This is a genomic window from Anabaena sp. UHCC 0451, assembly GCF_034931405.1.
Lineage (GTDB): Bacteria > Cyanobacteriota > Cyanobacteriia > Cyanobacteriales > Nostocaceae > RDYJ01.
In genome coordinates, this window is sequence record NZ_JAYGHA010000001.1 from 104447 (window position 1) to 123698 (window position 19252).

The window sequence follows — 19252 nt, forward strand, 5'->3', positions numbered from 1 at the left end:
CTATGTTGGTTTACCGATGCCAACTAACGCTCTGGGAAAATACATTTTTTAGTAGTAGGGAAATCAATGACCTCTACTTAACAGAACCTCTGATTGGTAATTATGCTTTGGCCTATGCACTCGGTTTAGCTCAATCACCCTACAAAAATAGAGGAGAAATCTATTATTACGAGCATTTGAGCCAACTAAATGAGAAAGAAATTTATATTACACCAGCTACAATACCAGAAGGAGAAGAACCTAAATTTTCATTTTCTCAGTTCAATTCTATTCCTGATGGTTATTGGTATGCAATGGGAAAAAATTGTTTAGTTCAAAGACCAGATGGTTTTGATTCTGAGTATGACACCAAGAATAAGATTTGGTACATAGTTGATAGAAAAACAGGTAAAAGAAAAAAAGAAAAAGCCGTTAATTATCCCCAAATTGGATTTATCAAAATGATGGGTATTGGCACAACACTAAACTTTTTTGTTGTGTCTAACGAGGATTTATCTTTACCTCGATATCTACGGTTAGGAAAATTTATGAGTAAAGCCAAACTAACCGTTACTCTCAACCGAAATCCTTTGGTAGTCAGCCGCCAGTATCAAAAAATAGGATATTTACTCAATCCTCTAGACTTACCAAAAGAAGTTCAAATTATGAGCTTTGATACGTATAATATTCATCCAGTACCGTTAATTCGTAACGCTATTCTAACTGGAGAATTTATAGACTTGAGCAATGATGTATATCTGCCAATTGGTATGAGATTTGGTGTGGATTTTCTGCAACCATCAAAAGGAATTTAAAATCATGGAATCAATAACAATAGATTTAGAACCTCATTATGAAATTTTGGCTGATCTGTCTATAGTACCGAATGAAATTTTGCAAGTAATTCCCAAGCCACTTGAGCATCAAATACAGACTTACCAGTTACAAAAAAAATATGACCTAATTCTCAATACTTTTCCTACAGGAACTGGTAAAACAAAAGCAACTTTGCTGTATTTGTTAGATAACCGAGATGTCAATACTTTATTTATTGCACCTACTAACGAATTAATTAATCAACACAGAGAAGATGTAGAAGAGTTTGTTAAAGCTGCAAATTTACCTCATATTGTATGCGAAGTGAACGCCCATCTTCTGCGTGGGATTGATCCAGATAATAATCTTTTTCGACAAGGAGAAAGGTTTTATCGTTTAATGAAGAATCCATTGGAATTTGCTGAACAATTAGGAATTCCAGAAAATAAGCGTAATTATCGCTGTCCTGTAATTATCATTACTAACCCTGATTTATTTTACTACGCTATCTATTATTGTTATAATAATCTGGATAGGCGTAATGTATTTGAGGCAATTTTCGCCTTTTTTCAATACATTATTATTGATGAGTTTCACTACTATAATGCAAAACAATTAGCCAATTTTTTGTTTTTTATAGCTTTTTCACTAGAATTTGGTTACTTTCAAGATGAAAAGCGCAAGGTATGTTTGTTGTCAGCAACACCAGATGCACAAGTATATAAATATCTTGAACGTGTAGCATCACAAGGCTTAAAGTGGAAATCAATTGAACCTGAGTTTGTAAAAGCCAATCATCCCCGTGCAGTCAGAACTTTAGCACCTATAAAACTAACTTTTATAGGATGTAGTGAACCAACAGATTTATTAGCTCAATATACACAAGAAAAAGCTGATGAGATTAAATTAAGGCTTGAAAATTTACTAGATGGAGCATTAATCACTAATTCTTTAATTGATGTTAACAGAACAATTACTAATCTAAGATCAATTGGTTTAACAGCAGATAAAGATTTTGGTCGTATTACTGGAGCTATTTCATCAAAAGAACGTAAATCTTCTGCGAAAAAGCAGTTAATTATTGCTACACCAACAGTAGATATTGGTTATAACTTTAACAAACAAGCAAAGAATCGTCAAAATATTGATTTTATTATCTTCACTGCTAGTTATACTGATGACTTTTGGCAAAGATTAGGTAGAAGTGGAAGAGTTTTAGGTAAAAAACAGGAAAATTTTATATCTGAAGCTATTGCTTTAGTAAGTACAGAAACATTTTTGAAAATCAAGGATTATGTATCTGGATATTCAAATCAAATCAACAGAGAACAGTTAAGAGATATAATTTTAAATTCTCATGCTTTTCCTCAAAAACCATTTTTACATGAATACATAAGCTCATACGCAATTCTGGAATCTTTCCGTCCTTTATATGAACTCAGAAAACAAATGCGGCATCCTGAACGGATAGAAGAGGTTTTTGAACTCGTGCGACAATTATTTGCTCCAAATAGTAAAAAGAGCTATCGCCACTATCTTTATCAATTATCTAGATTTAATTCTCTGCAAGCATCTATTTCTTCCTTCAAGGATTCTAAGAAAGGAGATTATACAGATATGATTATCCGAGAATTCCTCAATGTAGCTAATTATTGGTACACTTCTAATGAAGATATTGACATTGATGAAAATACTTTTTCTACATTTAAGAAAAGCCTAGCATTGGGAAATAATAAGTCTCAGGAAGCCATAAAAAAATACGTTTTAGAAGAATTTCATGCGTTATCTAGTTTGTTTAGCTTTAGAGATTCATTTCAATCCTTAAACTGTGCTATTTATGACCCATACCATATTATTACTGATAATAATAATATTATATATTATGAACTATTTCATCTACTCAAGTATTATGATCTGACTTGGTATAAATCAGTTCAAGATTTTCAATCAGGTGTTATAAATTCTTCACCACTGCAACCTGCTGACTTATATTGTCGAGTAGATAGACATAGAGATAAATCAGAAAATCTAATTATATCTTTCAGTTTAAATACTGAACTTAACCAAGAATTTTTTAAACGACGTTATTGTAATAAACCTCTTGCTATTCAAGGATTTAAAATGATAGCTTCTCGTCTTGATGGTTCAATATTCCCTTTGTCACCAAAGCTGACTGAAGCTATTCAGGAAAAATATATTACCTGTTTATTAGTACCAGAACAAGGAGGAAGTGCAGGAGAAATCCAAGGAAGAACAAGAGATATGCAAATACGCTTCCCCTCCATTTTGGTAACTTTTTCAGACTCTACAACTGCTAACTATAAAGGCATACTCGGTACAAATTCATATTTGGTCGGTTCAAGAATTCAGAAGTACCTTTATGCTTTAGAAAAGAAAACAGAATTTTGGATTGCTTAAGTCTTTGATTAAAAAAATAATGATATTACTAAATTATTACCAATTTTTTCTTTTACAAATTGTCTCTCGCTGTAAAAAATATGCCCCATAGTCTCATCCTCAATATCACCCCCCAATCTCCCATCTACCCCAATTTCCTCAGCGGTAGACATTATCACGCCTTATTCCTTAACCTAGTGAGTTCTGTTGATAAAAAATTAGGCGACTACCTCCACGAATCAAACGCGGATAAAGCTTTTACCCTCTCACCATTACAGATACAAAGCAAACATAAAACCCCATTTAATACCTTGCAATATACCCATCAAAACCCTATTCCCGCAGGTACTTCCTGTTGGTGGCGTATTTCCTTATTAAATGACAACTTATTCAGTCAACTCACACCTTTATGGTTGAATATTAACCCCGAACAACCTTGGCATTTGGGTTCAGCTAACTTATATATTACTAGCATTCAAGGTACACCTCAAATTAACCAACCTTGGGCTAATGCTTGTAGTTACAACCAACTTTATCAACAAGCAAGCGAACAAGAACGTAATCTTAATTTCATCTTTTCTACACCTGTAGCTTTTCGTCAAGGTGCTTTTGATAATGTTCTTCCAACACGAGAATCTGTATTTAATAGTCTGCTGAGTCGGTGGAATAAATATAGCGGCATTGAATTAACTAATCTTACCCTTGAATCAATTTATCCTAGTGCTTTCAATATCAAAACTGAGGTTATTAGCAACTATGAAAATAAATTTATTGGTTGTTTAGGTGAAATTAGTTATCGCATTCTTGGCAATGTAGAAGCAACGGCAATTAAACAAATTAATGCTTTGGCTGATTTTGCTTTATATGCAGGAATAGGACGTAAAACAACAATGGGAATGGGCATGGTTAGAAGAAAGTAGGTTGGGTTGAGGAACGAAACCCAACGTTATCAATCAGATTATTAACGATTTTGTTGGGTTGCGCTGTCGCTTAACCCAACCTACAAATGAATCAATTTTTTAGAACTTATGTTGACTCAAAATATCAATCCAGAAGATTACGTAAATATTGCCTCATTAAACCAATATTCCTACTGTCCTCATCGTTGTTGGTTAATTCATTGTGCAGGTGAATTCATTGATAATCAATACACGATTGAAGGTACAAGTTTACATGAACGAGTTCACACAGTTGGGGAAGTAAATCGGGATGAAACTTGGCAGATACGCGCTATTTATTTGAAGTCAGACCAATATCAATTAATTGGTAAATCTGATTTGATTGAATTTGAAAATGGTGAATTTTACCCTATTGAATATAAAAGAGGACGTAAAGGAGAATGGGATAATGATGAGTTACAAGTTTGCGCTCAAGCTTTGTGTTTGGAGGAAATGACGGAGAAAAATATCAATACTGGCTATATCTATTATGCTCAAACTCATCAACGTAAATTAGTAGAAATTACCTCAGATTTACGAAATAGTACGATTGCAACTATTGAAGCTGTACAAATGTTGTTGTTTACAGGTGCAATGCCTAAAGCTGTAAAAACAAAACGCTGTGATGGTTGTAGTTTATATTCTCGATGTTTACCCCAAGCTGTTGATAAAGTTGGGCGTTATCAAGAAGCACATTGATCAGTTTTTAATTGATGCAAAAAACCAAAACATTTCTAAAACTCTTTTTACTGTCACCTGTCCACTATCACCTATTTTGAGGATTTAATCATGGGTACTCTTTACATCACACAAGATGATGCTTTTATCGGTAAGGTTGATGAACGGATTAATGTGAAGTTTGAAAAGAAAATACTTCAGGATATTCCATTTATTCATCTTGAAGGTGTAGTTGTTTTAGGACGAGCAACTATTTCGCCAGCGGTTGTTTTTGAGTTGATGGAACGCCATATTCCTCTATCTTTTATCAGTCAAATTGGTCATTATTTGGGACGGTTAGAACCAGAAATGACTGGTAATATTTTCGTTCGCAAGGCACAATGGCAAGCAGCAGGAGAAACACCTCAATCTATTCATGCTGTTCAAGGTTTTGTTAGGGGAAAATTAAAGAATTACCGTCAAACTTTGATGCGTTATCAGCGTGAATTCAATGATGTTGATTTATCCAAAAATATTACTCGTATTGAACAGGTAATTGATTCGATTAAGTCAACTGAAAATATTAATTCTTTGCGTGGTTTAGAAGGTTCTGGTAGTGCGGCTTATTTTGGTTGTTTTGATCAATTGATTCGTAATTCCCAATTTTCTTTTACTAAGCGTGTACGTCGTCCTGCGACTGATCCGGTTAATTCTTTACTCAGTTTTGGTTATTCTTTATTGCGTCATGATGTCCAAGTTGCTGTGAATATTGTCGGTTTTGATCCATATTTAGGATACCTACATTTTGATCGCTATAATCGACCTTCTTTAGCTTTAGATTTGATGGAGGAATTTCGCCCTTTAGTGGTAGATGCTGTGGTTTTATCTATTTTGAATAAGCAATTATTAACACCGGCAGATTTTATCACTGAACCGTTAAGCGGTGCTGTTTCTCTGACTCCAGAAGGACGCAAAACTTTTTTGACTTTGTACGAAAAGAAAAAAATATCGGAGTTTAAACATCCGGTTATGGGGCGTAAATGTAGTTATCGAGAAGCTTTTGAATTGCAAGCGAGATTTTTAGCTAAATATTTAATGGGAACAACTGAGAAATATCCTCCTTTGTTTTTGAAATAGCTATTTAGGTGACAGGTGACAGTAAGAAGGTAAGAGATAAGAGTTGATTTTTCCCAATTACCTATCACCTATCACCCATTACTAATTACCAATTACCAATTTATGAATGTTATTGTTTCTTACGATATTTCTGAGGATAAACGCCGGACTAAAATCCATAGTATTCTCAAGTCCTATGGTCAATGGGTGCAGTATAGTATTTTTGAATGTGAGTTAACTGATACTCAATATGCTAAACTGCGATCGCGTCTTAATAAACTCATTAAACCGGAAACGGACAGTATTCGCTTTTACTTCCTTTGTGCTTGCTGTTTTGGTAAAGTAGAAAGAATTGGTGGTGAACAGCCCCGTGATGGGACGATTTTCTTCGCTTAATGCGCGGATGGGTGGGTGTAAAAAATCGAGGTGAACAAAAAATGCCTGAAATCATCTCTATACAAAGCTTTCATGGATTTTATGAGGTTCACCTATCCGCGCACCTTACACAGCAAGGGTTTCAGCTATTTTATCTCTTGACACTTTTTCTGAAATGGACTATGATCAAACCATCCGCGCAACTGAACCTTGAAAACTACATATATATAGGCTTTCAGCCTCCCGCTATTGCAATTTCTATTACTCCCTATTAGGGATTGAAACAACTACAAAACTAGCAACTGAAGCATCAGCGATCGCCTATTGCAATTTCTATTACTCCCTATTAGGGATTGAAACCTCTGTAATAGTCTGCTACCTGCTTAGTTTGTCTATTGCAATTTCTATTACTCCCTATTAGGGATTGAAACAGGTAAATCAATTCCTAACATCCCCTTATAGTACGAACGAATTGCAATTTCTATTACTCCCTATTAGGGATTGAAACTACTCGAAGGATGCGAGCGATCGCACCATTGAATTAATTGCAATTTCTATTACTCCCTATTAGGGATTGAAACTTTAATTCTGCTTCTAGCTCGGCGATACGAGAAGATTGCAATTTCTATTACTCCCTATTAGGGATTGAAACCTGTAAAAATTCAGGATTCTGTAGATGCACCTGAATTGCAATTTCTATTACTCCCTATTAGGGATTGAAACGGCTTAGAGTTCGAGAAGGCATCCAGAAACCTTATTGCAATTTCTATTACTCCCTATTAGGGATTGAAACGAAATGTGATAAGCGATTACTAGATATTCTTCTCCTATTGCAATTTCTATTACTCCCTATTAGGGATTGAAACACGACCTTCAGAAATTTCTACATTTGATTGGGCTGGGTGATTGCAATTTCTATTACTCCCTATTAGGGATTGAAACAAGAACCGGGCAGGAGGAAAGAAAGCTAGCTTTCCCTATGATTGCAATTTCTATTACTCCCTATTAGGGATTGAAACGTCTGGAATAGAACATCGGCAATAGATTTAGGCAGCACATTGCAATTTCTATTACTCCCTATTAGGGATTGAAACACAGACTACTCTGCTTGCTCTCAAATCGCCCTGCTTATTGCAATTTCTATTACTCCCTATTAGGGATTGAAACGCTTTCATCTAGAAGGAAAGAAACTATTTCCCCATTGATTGCAATTTCTATTACTCCCTATTAGGGATTGAAACGTAACCCAAATCCCGTATCAACTTACGGTAAATCTCTGATTGCAATTTCTATTACTCCCTATTAGGGATTGAAACGCTAATGATACTGGAGTTACTGTACAGACAGATAATATTGCAATTTCTATTACTCCCTATTAGGGATTGAAACTATTTGCCTTCACTGCCAAGCTAAAACGGGAAATTGATAATTGCAATTTCTATTACTCCCTATTAGGGATTGAAACCAAAAAGTTGAAGGGGAAGTCTCCACCGCAAAATCAATGGCATTGCAATTTCTATTACTCCCTATTAGGGATTGAAACAATCTTGAGCCGTAACTTGATGAGAGACTACTACATTGCAATTTCTATTACTCCCTATTAGGGATTGAAACCCGCCCCAGGACGGCAACCCATCGCTAGGCATAACATTGCAATTTCTATTACTCCCTATTAGGGATTGAAACTCAATCTTTATCACGTCAGGGCTAATGCAATCATTTATTGCAATTTCTATTACTCCCTATTAGGGATTGAAACGGCTTCTGTTAAATCGGTGATTTTTTCTAATGCTAATTGCAATTTCTATTACTCCCTATTAGGGATTGAAACCAATCTTATCTCGCTGGTAAAGGTGGAACATATCAGCTAAAATTGCAATTTCTATTACTCCCTATTAGGGATTGAAACAAACGTGGCGCTAGGTATTCATGCAAAAGTTGTAAAATTGCAATTTCTATTACTCCCTATTAGGGATTGAAACAACGCCAAAGGTAGACAATTCACATCCTCTGATAATTGCAATTTCTATTACTCCCTATTAGGGATTGAAACCCGCTATTAATTTGGTTGACTTGGAATTGTTGAGCATTGCAATTTCTATTACTCCCTATTAGGGATTGAAACGCTAAAGGTAGCTTCCAACTGATCAGCATATTCTTAATTGCAATTTCTATTACTCCCTATTAGGGATTGAAACACCTTCTGGGCTGATACCCAGTTCTTTGGCGACTTATTGCAATTTCTATTACTCCCTATTAGGGATTGAAACGCGATCGCTCTACATAAAGCAAGCCTCATCAAATCATTGCAATTTCTATTACTCCCTATTAGGGATTGAAACGAGGATTTTTCTGATGATGACGGGGGTGAAGATTATTGCAATTTCTATTACTCCCTATTAGGGATTGAAACGATTAATTGGATCGTCAGAGAAAGAACTCAAGGAAATGAATTGCAATTTCTATTACTCCCTATTAGGGATTGAAACAAATCATTTAAATAATGTTATCATTGTTTCAACAATTGAATTGCAATTTCTATTACTCCCTATTAGGGATTGAAACTCAACTTCTTTGATTACCTCTACAGGTACTTATTGCAATTTCTATTACTCCCTATTAGGGATTGAAACCAAAGGTACAGCCAGCGCGAACCGATAAGCACCGGGAATTGCAATTTCTATTACTCCCTATTAGGGATTGAAACCTGAATAGCCTTTAAATTGCCGCTGTAATAATCTTTATTGCAATTTCTATTACTCCCTATTAGGGATTGAAACAAAACACCAAATCCCACAAAATTAGTTGAAAAAGTTAGATTGCAATTTCTATTACTCCCTATTAGGGATTGAAACCTTTGGCAACTGGATTATTTGTGGTTTCAGCAAATTATTGCAATTTCTATTACTCCCTATTAGGGATTGAAACCAAACGCCATCCATTCAGGTATGTTTACTCTCTATTGCAATTTCTATTACGGTTATTTGATCAAAGGTGCATCAATTGATGAATTAGCGGATGCTGTGCGATCTTCTGCTGCTGGTTTGTGTAAAGTAGCATCAGAGGCTCTTGGAGCATTATTTCAACAACCTAAATCTTTATCTCAACCTGTCTATAAATTGACTAAACGACAGGAAGAAGTGTTAGCATTATTGAGTGTAGGATTAACTAATGATGCGATCGCTCAAAAGTTGAAACTAAGTCCTTCTACTATTAGACATCATGTGACACAGATATTGCATAAATTAGGGGTAGAAAACCGCACTGAAGCCGCAACCACAGCAGTGCGAGCTAGATGTATGTAATTGCTTAACGGGTGACAAGGGTATTGAAGCTGAGATATGGCAATAATTTGAGAAGAAAATAAGGGGGTAAACAAATAGGGGCAAGGAAGCCCCAAAGAAAATAAAATGTTACCATGATTTAGCTGTGAACTTAATCGCTCTCAAGCCTCATAAACGCCTCTTTTATCAACGCATTTTTCAGGATCTATCCCTTATGAAACAAGCTGTTTAGCCATCTTTTCACTCGTTAAGCGCGAAATATACCGTAATTAACAAATGTAATTTTCACTATTTTAATATGTTGTTATCTCGTGAATTTCTGATCACTCCTTTGGTAGCTTGTTTCTGCATCTTGGGAATTAGTTTAAGTCAAGTTCCACGATTGCAAGAACTTCTTAGCAGCCAAAAATCTATGTCTATAGAAACCCTAGAAAAAGACCAACAAAAAGAAGGTTTACGTCTGGGTTTACTCCAACAGATGCCCAGTTTTAGTTATGATAACTTGATTGCTGATTGGGTATATATAGATTTTTTGCAATACTTTGGTGATAATGAAGTTAGAGAAAAAATTGGTTATTCGTTAAGTCCAGAATTTTTTGAAATTATACTTAAACATGATCCTAAATTTCTAGAAGCCTATCTTGGTCTTTCTGTCAGCAGTTCTTTATATGCCGGAATGCCAGAAAGGTCTATTGCTTTAATGGATAAAGGTTTAAAATCCTTATCTCCTAAACTACCAAAAAAATCTTATTACATCTGGCGTTATAAAGGCACAGATGAGTTATTATTTTTAGGTGACTCCCAAGCTGCAAGTAAGTCTTTTCTCACAGCAGCAGAATGGGCTGGTAAATATGATGATCAAGAAAGTAAAAATATAGTCTCTATATCCCAAGCAACTGCTAAATTCCTCAAGAGAAACCCTGATAGTAAGTTTGCCCGTATTGCTACCTGGACAATGGTTTTACAAAATAATGTAGATGACAAAACTCGCAAACGGGCAATTAAAGAAATTGAAAATCTAGGCGGTAAAGTCGTTATTAATGATGATGGCGTACCTGCTATAACTTTACCTGAAAAAGATTAAGCTTATTGGTAATTGGTAATTGATAATTGGTAATTGGTAATTGGTAATTGGTAATTGGTGAAAATTAAATTAATTACCCAGTCCCCAGTCCCCAGTCCCCAGTCCCCAGTCCCCAGTCCCCAGTCCCCAGTCCCCAGTCCCCAGTCCCCAGTCCCCAGTCACCTTTATGTATTGGTATTGTGGTAAATTAATCGAATCGCAAACACTGGAATTAGATATTAATGATCCAGGTTTAATTTATGGGGCGACAGTTTTTACAACATTGAGAATATATGATCATTCCCTTGATCATAGTTTAACTAACTGGAAAGCCCATTGTTCACGGTTGCAATTAAGTTTACAAGCCTTTGGTTGGACAGAACCAGACTGGAATTTTGTGCGCCATGGCGCACAAACTCTTTTACAATATTTTACCGTGATCAGAATTACTATTTTTCCCGATGGTCGAGAATGGATCACAGGTAGACTATTACCAGAAAACTTGACAGAAAAACAAAATAATGGTATTATAGCTGCCCTTGCTAAATCAGAATTTGCTCGTTCTCTCCCCCATCATAAAACAGGCAATTACTTGAGTCCTTGGTTAGCGAGAAATATTGTCCAGGCTGCAAAAGCTGAAGAAGCGATTTTAATAGATAGTGATGGAAATTGGCTAGAAACCAGTACAGGTAATCTTTGGGGTTGGAAAGATGACAGTTGGTGGACACCACCATTAGCAGTGGGAATATTGCCAGGAATAGAGCGATCGCACATCATCAACCATCTGCAAAAGCTAAAAATCACCGTTCAGCAACAACCTTGGACACCACAGCGAGTCAAAGAATTAGAAGCGATCGCCTACACTAACAGCGTTGTCGAGATAATTCCCATCCATACCGTACATCAGCCCACAGGCTCGTTAGAATATAATCCTAAGCATCCTTGTTTTTTAGAACTTAAAGGATTATTTCTACCATGACAGGAACGCCATTTTGGTATATCTTAAGATAAGTTAACATAATTCTCATAAAGCCCTCTCTTATTTTAGAGACCTTACACTAACGCCCAAAATATACAGGAGGATAGACCTCAGTGAATAAAAGATGGAGAAATGCGGGGCTGTATGCACTGCTTTTTATTGTTGTTATCGCTTTAGGGACTGCGTTTTTCGATAACCAACCCCCCCAAGTAGAAACATGGCGCTACAGTGAATTTATTCAACAAGTTGATCAAGGCAAAGTAGAAAGAGTTAGTCTGAGTTCAGATCGTTCCACCGCAGTAGTTACACCAAAATACGACCCCAATAAAAAGCGTGTCACTTTGGTTAACGATCCAGATTTAATCAATACTCTGACAACTAAAGGTGTTGATATTGCTGTATTACCCCAAACCGACGAGGGATTTTGGTTTAAAGCACTCAGCAGTTTATTTTTCCCTGTATTACTTCTAGTTGGTTTATTTTTCTTACTCCGTCGCGCTCAAAGTGGACCAGGTAGCCAAGCCATGAACTTTGGTAAATCTAAAGCCAGAGTGCAAATGGAACCCCAAACTCAAGTAACCTTTGGCGATGTTGCGGGTATTGACCAAGCCAAGTTGGAATTAAACGAAGTTGTAGACTTTTTGAAAAACGCCGATCGCTTTACCGCCGTTGGTGCAAAAATTCCTAAAGGTGTATTATTAGTTGGACCTCCTGGTACTGGTAAAACCCTCCTCGCACGTGCGGTAGCTGGAGAAGCTGGTGTACCCTTCTTCTCAATCTCCGGTTCAGAATTTGTGGAAATGTTCGTTGGTGTGGGTGCTTCCCGCGTCCGCGACTTATTTGAACAAGCTAAAACCAACGCTCCCTGTATCGTCTTCATTGATGAAATTGACGCAGTAGGTCGTCAACGGGGTGCAGGTTTAGGTGGTGGTAACGATGAACGGGAACAAACCCTCAACCAGTTACTCACCGAAATGGATGGATTTGAAGGTAACACTGGTATCATCATCATTGCTGCTACCAACCGTCCTGACGTACTAGATGCAGCTTTATTGCGTCCTGGTCGTTTCGACCGTCAAGTTGTCGTAGACCGTCCCGACTACGCTGGCCGTAGTGAAATTCTCAAAGTTCACGCACGGGGTAAAACCTTATCCAAAGATGTGGACTTGGATAAAATTGCTCGTCGTACCCCTGGTTTCACCGGTGCAGATTTATCTAACCTGTTGAACGAAGCCGCAATTTTAGCAGCACGTCGCAACTTAACCGAAATTGCGATGGATGAAATTAATGATGCTATTGATCGCGTATTAGCTGGTCCAGAGAAGAAAGACCGCGTCATGAGCGAAAAGCGTAAAACCTTGGTTGCTTATCACGAAGCTGGTCACGCTTTAGTTGGTGCGTTGATGCCTGACTATGACCCTGTACAAAAGATTAGCATTATTCCCCGTGGTCGTGCTGGTGGTTTGACTTGGTTTACTCCTAGCGAAGACCGCATGGACACTGGTTTATATAGCCGTGCATATTTGGAAAATCAGATGGCTGTGGCTTTAGGTGGTCGTTTAGCTGAAGAGATTATCTTTGGTGAAGATGAAGTTACCACAGGTGCTTCTAATGATTTGCAACAGGTAGCACGAGTTGCTAAACAGATGATAACTCGGTTTGGGATGAGCGATCGCTTGGGTCCCGTTGCTTTGGGTCGTCAGCAAGGTAATATGTTCTTAGGCAGAGATATTATGTCTGAGCGTGACTTCTCCGAAGAAACAGCCGCCGCAATTGATGAAGAAGTCCGTAAATTAGTGGATGTAGCTTACATTCGTGCGAAAGAAGTGTTAGTAAATAACCGTCACATTTTGGATCAAATCGCCCAAATGTTGATTGATAAGGAAACCGTTGACGCTGATGAATTGCAAGAAATTCTCGGTAATAATGATGTGAGAACTGCTGCTTTTGCATAGTAGTTAATCAGTTTTTAAGGTTGGGGTATTTCTGGGTTTTCTGGAAGTACCCCAATTTTTTTATTCTCACGCAGAGGCGCAGAGAGGTTTGTTATCCTTAAAGTAAGGAGGTTAAGTCATGACTAGCGCAACAATTACCACAAAAGGACAAGTGACTATACCTAAAAAAATTAGGGATTATCTGAATTTGGATACAGGAAGTAAGGTTGATTTTGTGATTGATGAAAATGGCATAGTTAAACTTATTCCCTTGAATATACCTATCAAAAAATTATCTGGGATTCTGCATAGAGAAGGGATGAAGTCTGCAACTTTAGAAGAAATGGAACAAACAATTAGTGAGGCTGCAAGTGATTGGACTTGATACTAATATTTTAGTACGCTACCTCCAAAAAGAGTCTGGACTTGTTCCTAAATAATTAGAAATTTATTGACTGGTTAATTTTTTCTTTGTTTATATTTTTCTTGTAATTCGATATAATATTTAATTAATTTCTGTGGATCGTGCTGATTATTTTCAGAAATTTGATGACGAATTTCTCGAATTTGTTGCAATACGGAATCATCAATAGTAATCATTATTCATTATCCATTAATTCTAAAGGTGTCACTAGTACAGGAACATACAAGCCTAGCATAACATTAACTCGTCTAATATGTCCAAATTTGTTGGCGTTAGCTGGCTAAGCTGCGATCGCACCCCATCATCCCCAAAAATCGCTCTCTTTCTTCTCCCCTTGAGCCTAAAATCGCATTTTTGTGTAAACAAGGCGCTATTTGGATCAATACCTTGTTTATTCCATGCTTAACTTAATAAAATTAGGTTAAAATCCGAATATTAGGATTTTAGGTATAAAAACCACACTATGGCGAATGATGAGCATTTAGCGATACTAAAGCAAGGTGTAAAAGTTTGGAATAATTGGAAAGGTAAAAATTTAGAGTGTGATAACAATCCCGATGAAGTAGTGCAGGATTTTTTCCACATGATAGAAATTGGATATTCTTAAAATGCTGAAAAAATATTTTTATCATCTATATATTCGGGATATTTTATAGATGAGATACTGAATTTTAGATAATTCAGAATTATTTGGAATTAACCTTTTTTAAACTTACAAACTTTCAGTATCTACACCCATAGTCTGAAGCTTTGGCAATAATTTAATCAGAAATAAACCAGTAATGCCACTGTAAGTTAATCCACTTACCATACTACCTGCTAGTGTAGCCGAAACCAAAACAGGAATCAGCGTTTCTAAACCGCCCCTAAATATATTCTGAGCAATAACACCAGCGAGAATACAAGCTAATGCTCCCGTACCTGCGCCCACTGTAACACCAATAGAATTGGCAATTAACCATTTAAGAGTCTTATTTTTCTGCCATTCCATAGTTAGTGCTTGAGCAAAACTTAGGGAAATTATGCCACTGACTATGCCTAAAATTGAGCTAATAATGGCATTAGACGTAATTACAAGTATTAGTCCACCTATGCCACAACCAATGCTGAAACCAACAGTTGTGGCTAATATCCATTTAGCAGATACCTGATTCCGTAAAACCAACTTTTGGGCAATACCCACACATAAACCACCCAATCCACCACCCCAAAAACCTGAAATTGCAGATAAAGAAGTGTTTATTGCCAGTAAACTAGAAAACAAACCCAGGAAAAAGCCAATAACAAAGCCAATAGTTGTGGCAAATACCCACCACCAAAATTTCGATCCCAGAATTGGGGTTGACATAAATTTTCTACAAATAAAAAATGATATTTTTGAATTTTAATACTTTTTGTTGTCAAGACAAATAGCATCACCCAGAAATTATAGCGTTCGTTGTGTTTAATTATGAGGATAAAATTGGCAACAGATTTTTTACAGAAAAATGGATTCCACTTTTGAAAATAAATGATAAAACTTGTAAATGAATAACATATCATGCCACAATTTTTGATAAAAAATGTCTAAATATGAGGTATACACAGATTTCCCAATGATGACGTTTTTAATTTAATAGATAAAATAGCATACAGTATTTACACTAAAGTAACTAGTTCTATGTTAAACACGATTAAACACAAATCATCTCATCACCGACTCAAACGCCAACTTCTAATTGTAATGTTGGTAATTTTCGCTTGGAGTATAGCCATAGGATTTATACTAGGTTTAGCCACCAGCACCCACGCAGCTAACCCCAGCCCCTCAGTTGGTACGGTTGATGTAGTGCCGATACAATACCAACTCGGGCAAGAATTATATCTAGAAAACTGTGCTACCTGTCACATTGGTATACCACCAGCAGTATTTCCCACCCAAACTTGGAAAAATCTACTAGAAGATTCCCAGCACTATGGCGCACAGCTTAAACCTTTAGTTGATCCGCAACGCCTTTTAGTGTGGAAGTACCTTTCTACTTTCTCTCGTCTTCACCTCCAAGATGACTCAACACCCTATCGCCTCAAGGAGTCCCGTTATTTCCAAGCCTTACATCCTGGTGTCAAATTACCAAGACCTGTGCAAATAAGCAGTTGTGTCAGCTGTCATCCTGGTGTAAATGATTATAATTTCCGTAAACTGACAGCAGAATGGGATCAGTAAATTCGTAATTGGTAGTTATTCCTCCCTAGTCCCCAGTCCCCAGTCCCTAGTCACCTCTTCTAGTGGCAAAATGATACTATTAGAGAAGTTTAACTTTAATATATAAGTTAAAACCAATCATTTAAATCTGTGATTGGTAAGTTTTCATTTCGTTTTTGAGTTAATTCTCATTTTCCACCCACCCATAACCAAAACGGCTGGGTTGAGTTAAACGTCTATAATCATATAGCTATTAGCTAAACCTTTAATCCTATCCCTCTTGATTTAGTTCCATAAACTGCCATGCTAAAATTTTTGTTGGGCGATCCCAACGCTCGTAAACTTAAAAAATACCAACCTGACATTACAGAAATTAACCTGTTAGAGGAAGAAATTCAAGCACTTTCCGATGATGAGTTAAAAAGTAAAACTACTGAGTTTAAACAACGTCTAGCTAAAGGTGAAGTTCTCAATGATATCTTGCCAGAGGCTTTTGCCGTTGTCCGGGAAGCAGCGCGGCGAGTGTTGGGATTGAGACACTTTGATGTCCAATTACTGGGTGGAGTGATTCTGCATACTGGGCAAATTGCCGAAATGAAAACTGGTGAAGGTAAAACCTTGGTGGCTACTTTACCAAGTTATTTAAATGCCTTGACAGGTAAAGGTGTACACGTCATTACTGTTAACGATTATCTAGCCCGTCGGGATGCAGAATGGATGGGGCAGGTACACAGGTTCTTGGGCTTGAGTGTGGGTCTAATTCAAGCGACAATGACCCCAACGGAACGGAAGAAAAATTATGACTGTGATATTACATATATCACCAACAGCGAGATCGGTTTTGACTACCTGCGGGATAACATGGCTACCTCTATGGCTGAGGTGGTGCAACGTCCGTTTAATTATTGCGTCATTGACGAAGTAGATTCAATTCTAGTTGATGAAGCACGAACACCGCTGATTATTTCTGGACAGGTGGAAAGACCAACAGAAAAATATTTGCAAGCTGCGGAAATTGCTTTGACTCTGCAAAAAGATGAACATTACGAAGTTAATGAAAAGGATCGTAACGTTCTTTTAACTGATGAAGGTTTTGCAGAAGCAGAAAATCTGTTGGGTGTAACAGATTTATTTGACCCGGAAAATCCTTGGGCGCATTTTGTCTTTAATGCGATTAAAGCTAAGGAATTGTTCCTCAAGGACGTGAATTATATTGTCCGCAATGATGAAGTTGTGATTGTGGATGAATTTACAGGTCGGGTACTTCCAGGAAGACGCTGGAGTGATGGTCTGCACCAAGCTATTGAAGCTAAAGAACACGTAGAAATTCAGCCAGAAACTCAAACTTTAGCGACAATTACCTATCAAAACTTATTTTTGCTTTATCCCAAGTTGGGGGGAATGACGGGAACTGCAAAAACGGAAGAAGTGGAGTTTGAAAAGATATACAAACTCGAAGTAGCGATTATTCCTACTAACCGCATCAGAAGACGGGAAGACCTGTCTGATATGGTGTTTAAGACGGAATTGGGTAAATGGAGAGCGATCGCTAAAGAATGTGCCGAAATGCACGAAAATGGTAGACCTGTGTTAGTGGGTACAACCAGTGTCGAAAAATCTGAACTTCTCAGCCGACTCCTCAAGGAAATAGAAATTCCCCATGAGTTACTCAACGCTAGACCGGAAAATGTAGAACGGGAAGCGGAAATTGTCGCCCAAGCCGGACGCAGAGGGGCTGTAACTATAGCCACTAACATGGCGGGTAGAGGTACGGACATTATTCTGGGTGGTAACTCTGAATATATGGCACGGTTGAAATTGCGGGAATATTTTATGCCCCGTATTGTTAGCCCTGAAGATGAAGATACTTTTGGGATGCAAAGGGCTTCTGGACTACCAACCGGTCATGGTGGTGGACAGGGTTTTGTTCCTGGTAAAAAGGTGAAAACTTGGCGGGCTTCCCCGGAAATTTTCCCGACTCAGATATCAAAGGAGACAGAACAGCTATTAAAAGAAGCGGTGGAAGTAGCGGTAAAATCTTACGGTGAACGCAGTTTACCTGAGTTGGAAGCAGAAGACAAAATAGCTGTAGCAGCGGAAAAAGCACCCACAGATGACCCTGTAATTCAGAAGTTGCGAGAAGCTTATCAGCGCATTAAGCATGAGTATGAAGAGTTTACCAGCACTGAACATGATGATGTGGTAAATCGAGGCGGTTTGCACGTGATTGGTACAGAACGCCATGAATCAAGGCGGATTGATAACCAGTTACGCGGACGGGCGGGAAGACAAGGCGACCCTGGAACGACAAGATTTTTCCTCAGTTTAGAGGATAACCTATTACGGATATTTGGGGGCGATCGCGTTGCCGGCTTGATGAATGCTTTCCAAGTAGAAGAAGATATGCCTATTGAGTCGGGTATGTTGACTCGCAGTTTGGAAGGCGCACAGAAAAAGGTTGAAACTTATTACTACGACATCCGTAAACAGGTGTTTGAGTATGACGAGGTAATGAATAACCAACGTCGTGCTATTTACGCGGAACGTCGGCGGGTGTTGGAAGGTCAAGATTTGAAAGAACAGGTAATTAAGTACGCGGAAAAAACGATGGATGACATCGTTGATTATTACATCAACCCTGATTTACCTTCGGAAGAATGGGAATTGGAAAAGTTGGTGGATAAGGTGAAGGAGTTTGTTTACCTGTTGGCTGATATGCAGGCCAGTCAGTTGGAGGATATGGGAGTACCGGAAATTAAGGCTTTCCTCCATGAACAAGCGCGTATTGCCTATGATATGAAGGAGGCGCAAATTGACCAAATTCAACCGGGTTTAATGCGTCAAGCGGAACGGTTTTTTATTCTCCAACGCATAGATACTTTGTGGCGGGAACATCTGCAACAAATGGATGCTTTGCGTGAGTCGGTTGGTTTGCGTGGTTATGGACAAAAAGACCCGCTGATTGAGTATAAGAGTGAGGGTTATGAGTTGTTCTTGGATATGATGGTGAATATCCGCCGTGATGTGGTTTATTCGCTGTTTATGTTCCAGCCACAGCCACAGCCTACTGTGCAGACTTCTGAGATGGTTTAAGGTTTTTTTCACGCA

At 37.7% G+C, this 19252-nt stretch carries 15 protein-coding genes and 1 CRISPR repeat array; of the genes, 14 read left to right on the forward strand and 1 reads right to left on the reverse strand.

The annotated features are described in order from the left end of the window. Window positions 1-2 precede the first annotated feature (2 nt). From cas5d to VB694_RS00505, 12 genes are all read left to right on the forward strand, one after another. Window positions 3-794, forward strand: a complete 792-nt coding sequence (gene cas5d, locus VB694_RS00450; protein WP_323358341.1) for a type I-D CRISPR-associated protein Cas5/Csc1 — start codon at window positions 3-5, stop codon at window positions 792-794. Window positions 795-798: 4 nt separating this feature from the next. Next, on the forward strand, window positions 799-3213 hold the full coding sequence (gene cas3 / locus VB694_RS00455) for a type I-D CRISPR-associated helicase Cas3' (protein ID WP_323358342.1): 2415 nt from the start codon (window positions 799-801) through the stop codon (window positions 3211-3213). Window positions 3214-3293: 80 nt separating this feature from the next. Beyond that, window positions 3294-4112, forward strand: a complete 819-nt coding sequence (cas6, locus tag VB694_RS00460) for a CRISPR-associated endoribonuclease Cas6 (RefSeq protein WP_323358343.1) — start codon at window positions 3294-3296, stop codon at window positions 4110-4112. Between the two features lie 108 nt (window positions 4113-4220). Next, window positions 4221-4829, forward strand: coding sequence for a CRISPR-associated protein Cas4 (gene cas4 / locus VB694_RS00465; RefSeq protein ID WP_323358344.1), 609 nt, complete (start codon window positions 4221-4223; stop codon window positions 4827-4829). A 90-nt stretch (window positions 4830-4919) separates the two neighbouring features. After that, window positions 4920-5924 (forward strand): type I-D CRISPR-associated endonuclease Cas1d, encoded by a 1005-nt coding sequence (gene cas1d / locus VB694_RS00470; RefSeq protein WP_323358345.1) that lies wholly within the window; start codon window positions 4920-4922, stop codon window positions 5922-5924. A 102-nt stretch (window positions 5925-6026) separates the two neighbouring features. After that, the gene (cas2, locus tag VB694_RS00475) at window positions 6027-6299 is read left to right on the forward strand and encodes a CRISPR-associated endonuclease Cas2 (RefSeq protein ID WP_323358346.1); all 273 of its coding nucleotides are present in this window, start codon (window positions 6027-6029) and stop codon (window positions 6297-6299) included. Between the two features lie 227 nt (window positions 6300-6526). Further along, a CRISPR array of direct repeats spans window positions 6527-9206; the repeat unit is 37 nt; unit sequence ATTGCAATTTCTATTACTCCCTATTAGGGATTGAAAC. Between the two features lie 20 nt (window positions 9207-9226). Continuing rightward, window positions 9227-9583, forward strand: a complete 357-nt coding sequence (locus tag VB694_RS00480; protein ID WP_416233454.1) for a response regulator transcription factor — start codon at window positions 9227-9229, stop codon at window positions 9581-9583. Window positions 9584-9860: 277 nt separating this feature from the next. Next, entirely contained in the window at window positions 9861-10646 is a 786-nt protein-coding gene (locus VB694_RS00485) for a hypothetical protein (RefSeq protein ID WP_323358348.1), read from the forward strand. A gap of 166 nt (window positions 10647-10812) precedes the next feature. Beyond that, complete coding sequence (locus VB694_RS00490; protein ID WP_323358349.1) at window positions 10813-11604, forward strand: aminotransferase class IV; 792 nt, start codon at window positions 10813-10815, stop codon at window positions 11602-11604. Window positions 11605-11717: 113 nt separating this feature from the next. Continuing rightward, a complete protein-coding gene (gene ftsH3 / locus VB694_RS00495) occupies window positions 11718-13559 on the forward strand; it encodes an ATP-dependent zinc metalloprotease FtsH3 (protein ID WP_323358350.1) in 1842 nt (613 codons plus the stop codon). Between the two features lie 118 nt (window positions 13560-13677). Further along, window positions 13678-13923: an AbrB/MazE/SpoVT family DNA-binding domain-containing protein gene (locus VB694_RS00500; RefSeq protein ID WP_323358351.1), complete on the forward strand. Its 246-nt coding sequence runs from the start codon at window positions 13678-13680 to the stop codon at window positions 13921-13923. Between the two features lie 502 nt (window positions 13924-14425). Beyond that, window positions 14426-14569 carry a hypothetical protein gene (locus VB694_RS00505; RefSeq protein ID WP_323358352.1) on the forward strand — a complete coding sequence of 48 codons (144 nt, stop codon included), beginning with the start codon at window positions 14426-14428 and terminating at the stop codon, window positions 14567-14569. 105 nt (window positions 14570-14674) lie between these two features. Here VB694_RS00505 and VB694_RS00510 read toward each other — a convergent pair whose 3' ends face one another. Further along, a complete protein-coding gene (locus VB694_RS00510; protein ID WP_323358353.1) occupies window positions 14675-15310 on the reverse strand; it encodes a hypothetical protein in 636 nt (211 codons plus the stop codon). 312 nt (window positions 15311-15622) lie between these two features. Between VB694_RS00510 and VB694_RS00515 the strand changes: the two genes are divergently transcribed. Beyond that, window positions 15623-16165, forward strand: a complete 543-nt coding sequence (locus VB694_RS00515) for a cytochrome C (RefSeq protein WP_323358354.1) — start codon at window positions 15623-15625, stop codon at window positions 16163-16165. 282 nt (window positions 16166-16447) lie between these two features. Further along, the gene (gene secA / locus VB694_RS00520) at window positions 16448-19237 is read left to right on the forward strand and encodes a preprotein translocase subunit SecA (RefSeq protein WP_323358355.1); all 2790 of its coding nucleotides are present in this window, start codon (window positions 16448-16450) and stop codon (window positions 19235-19237) included. Window positions 19238-19252: the final 15 nt, after the last annotated feature.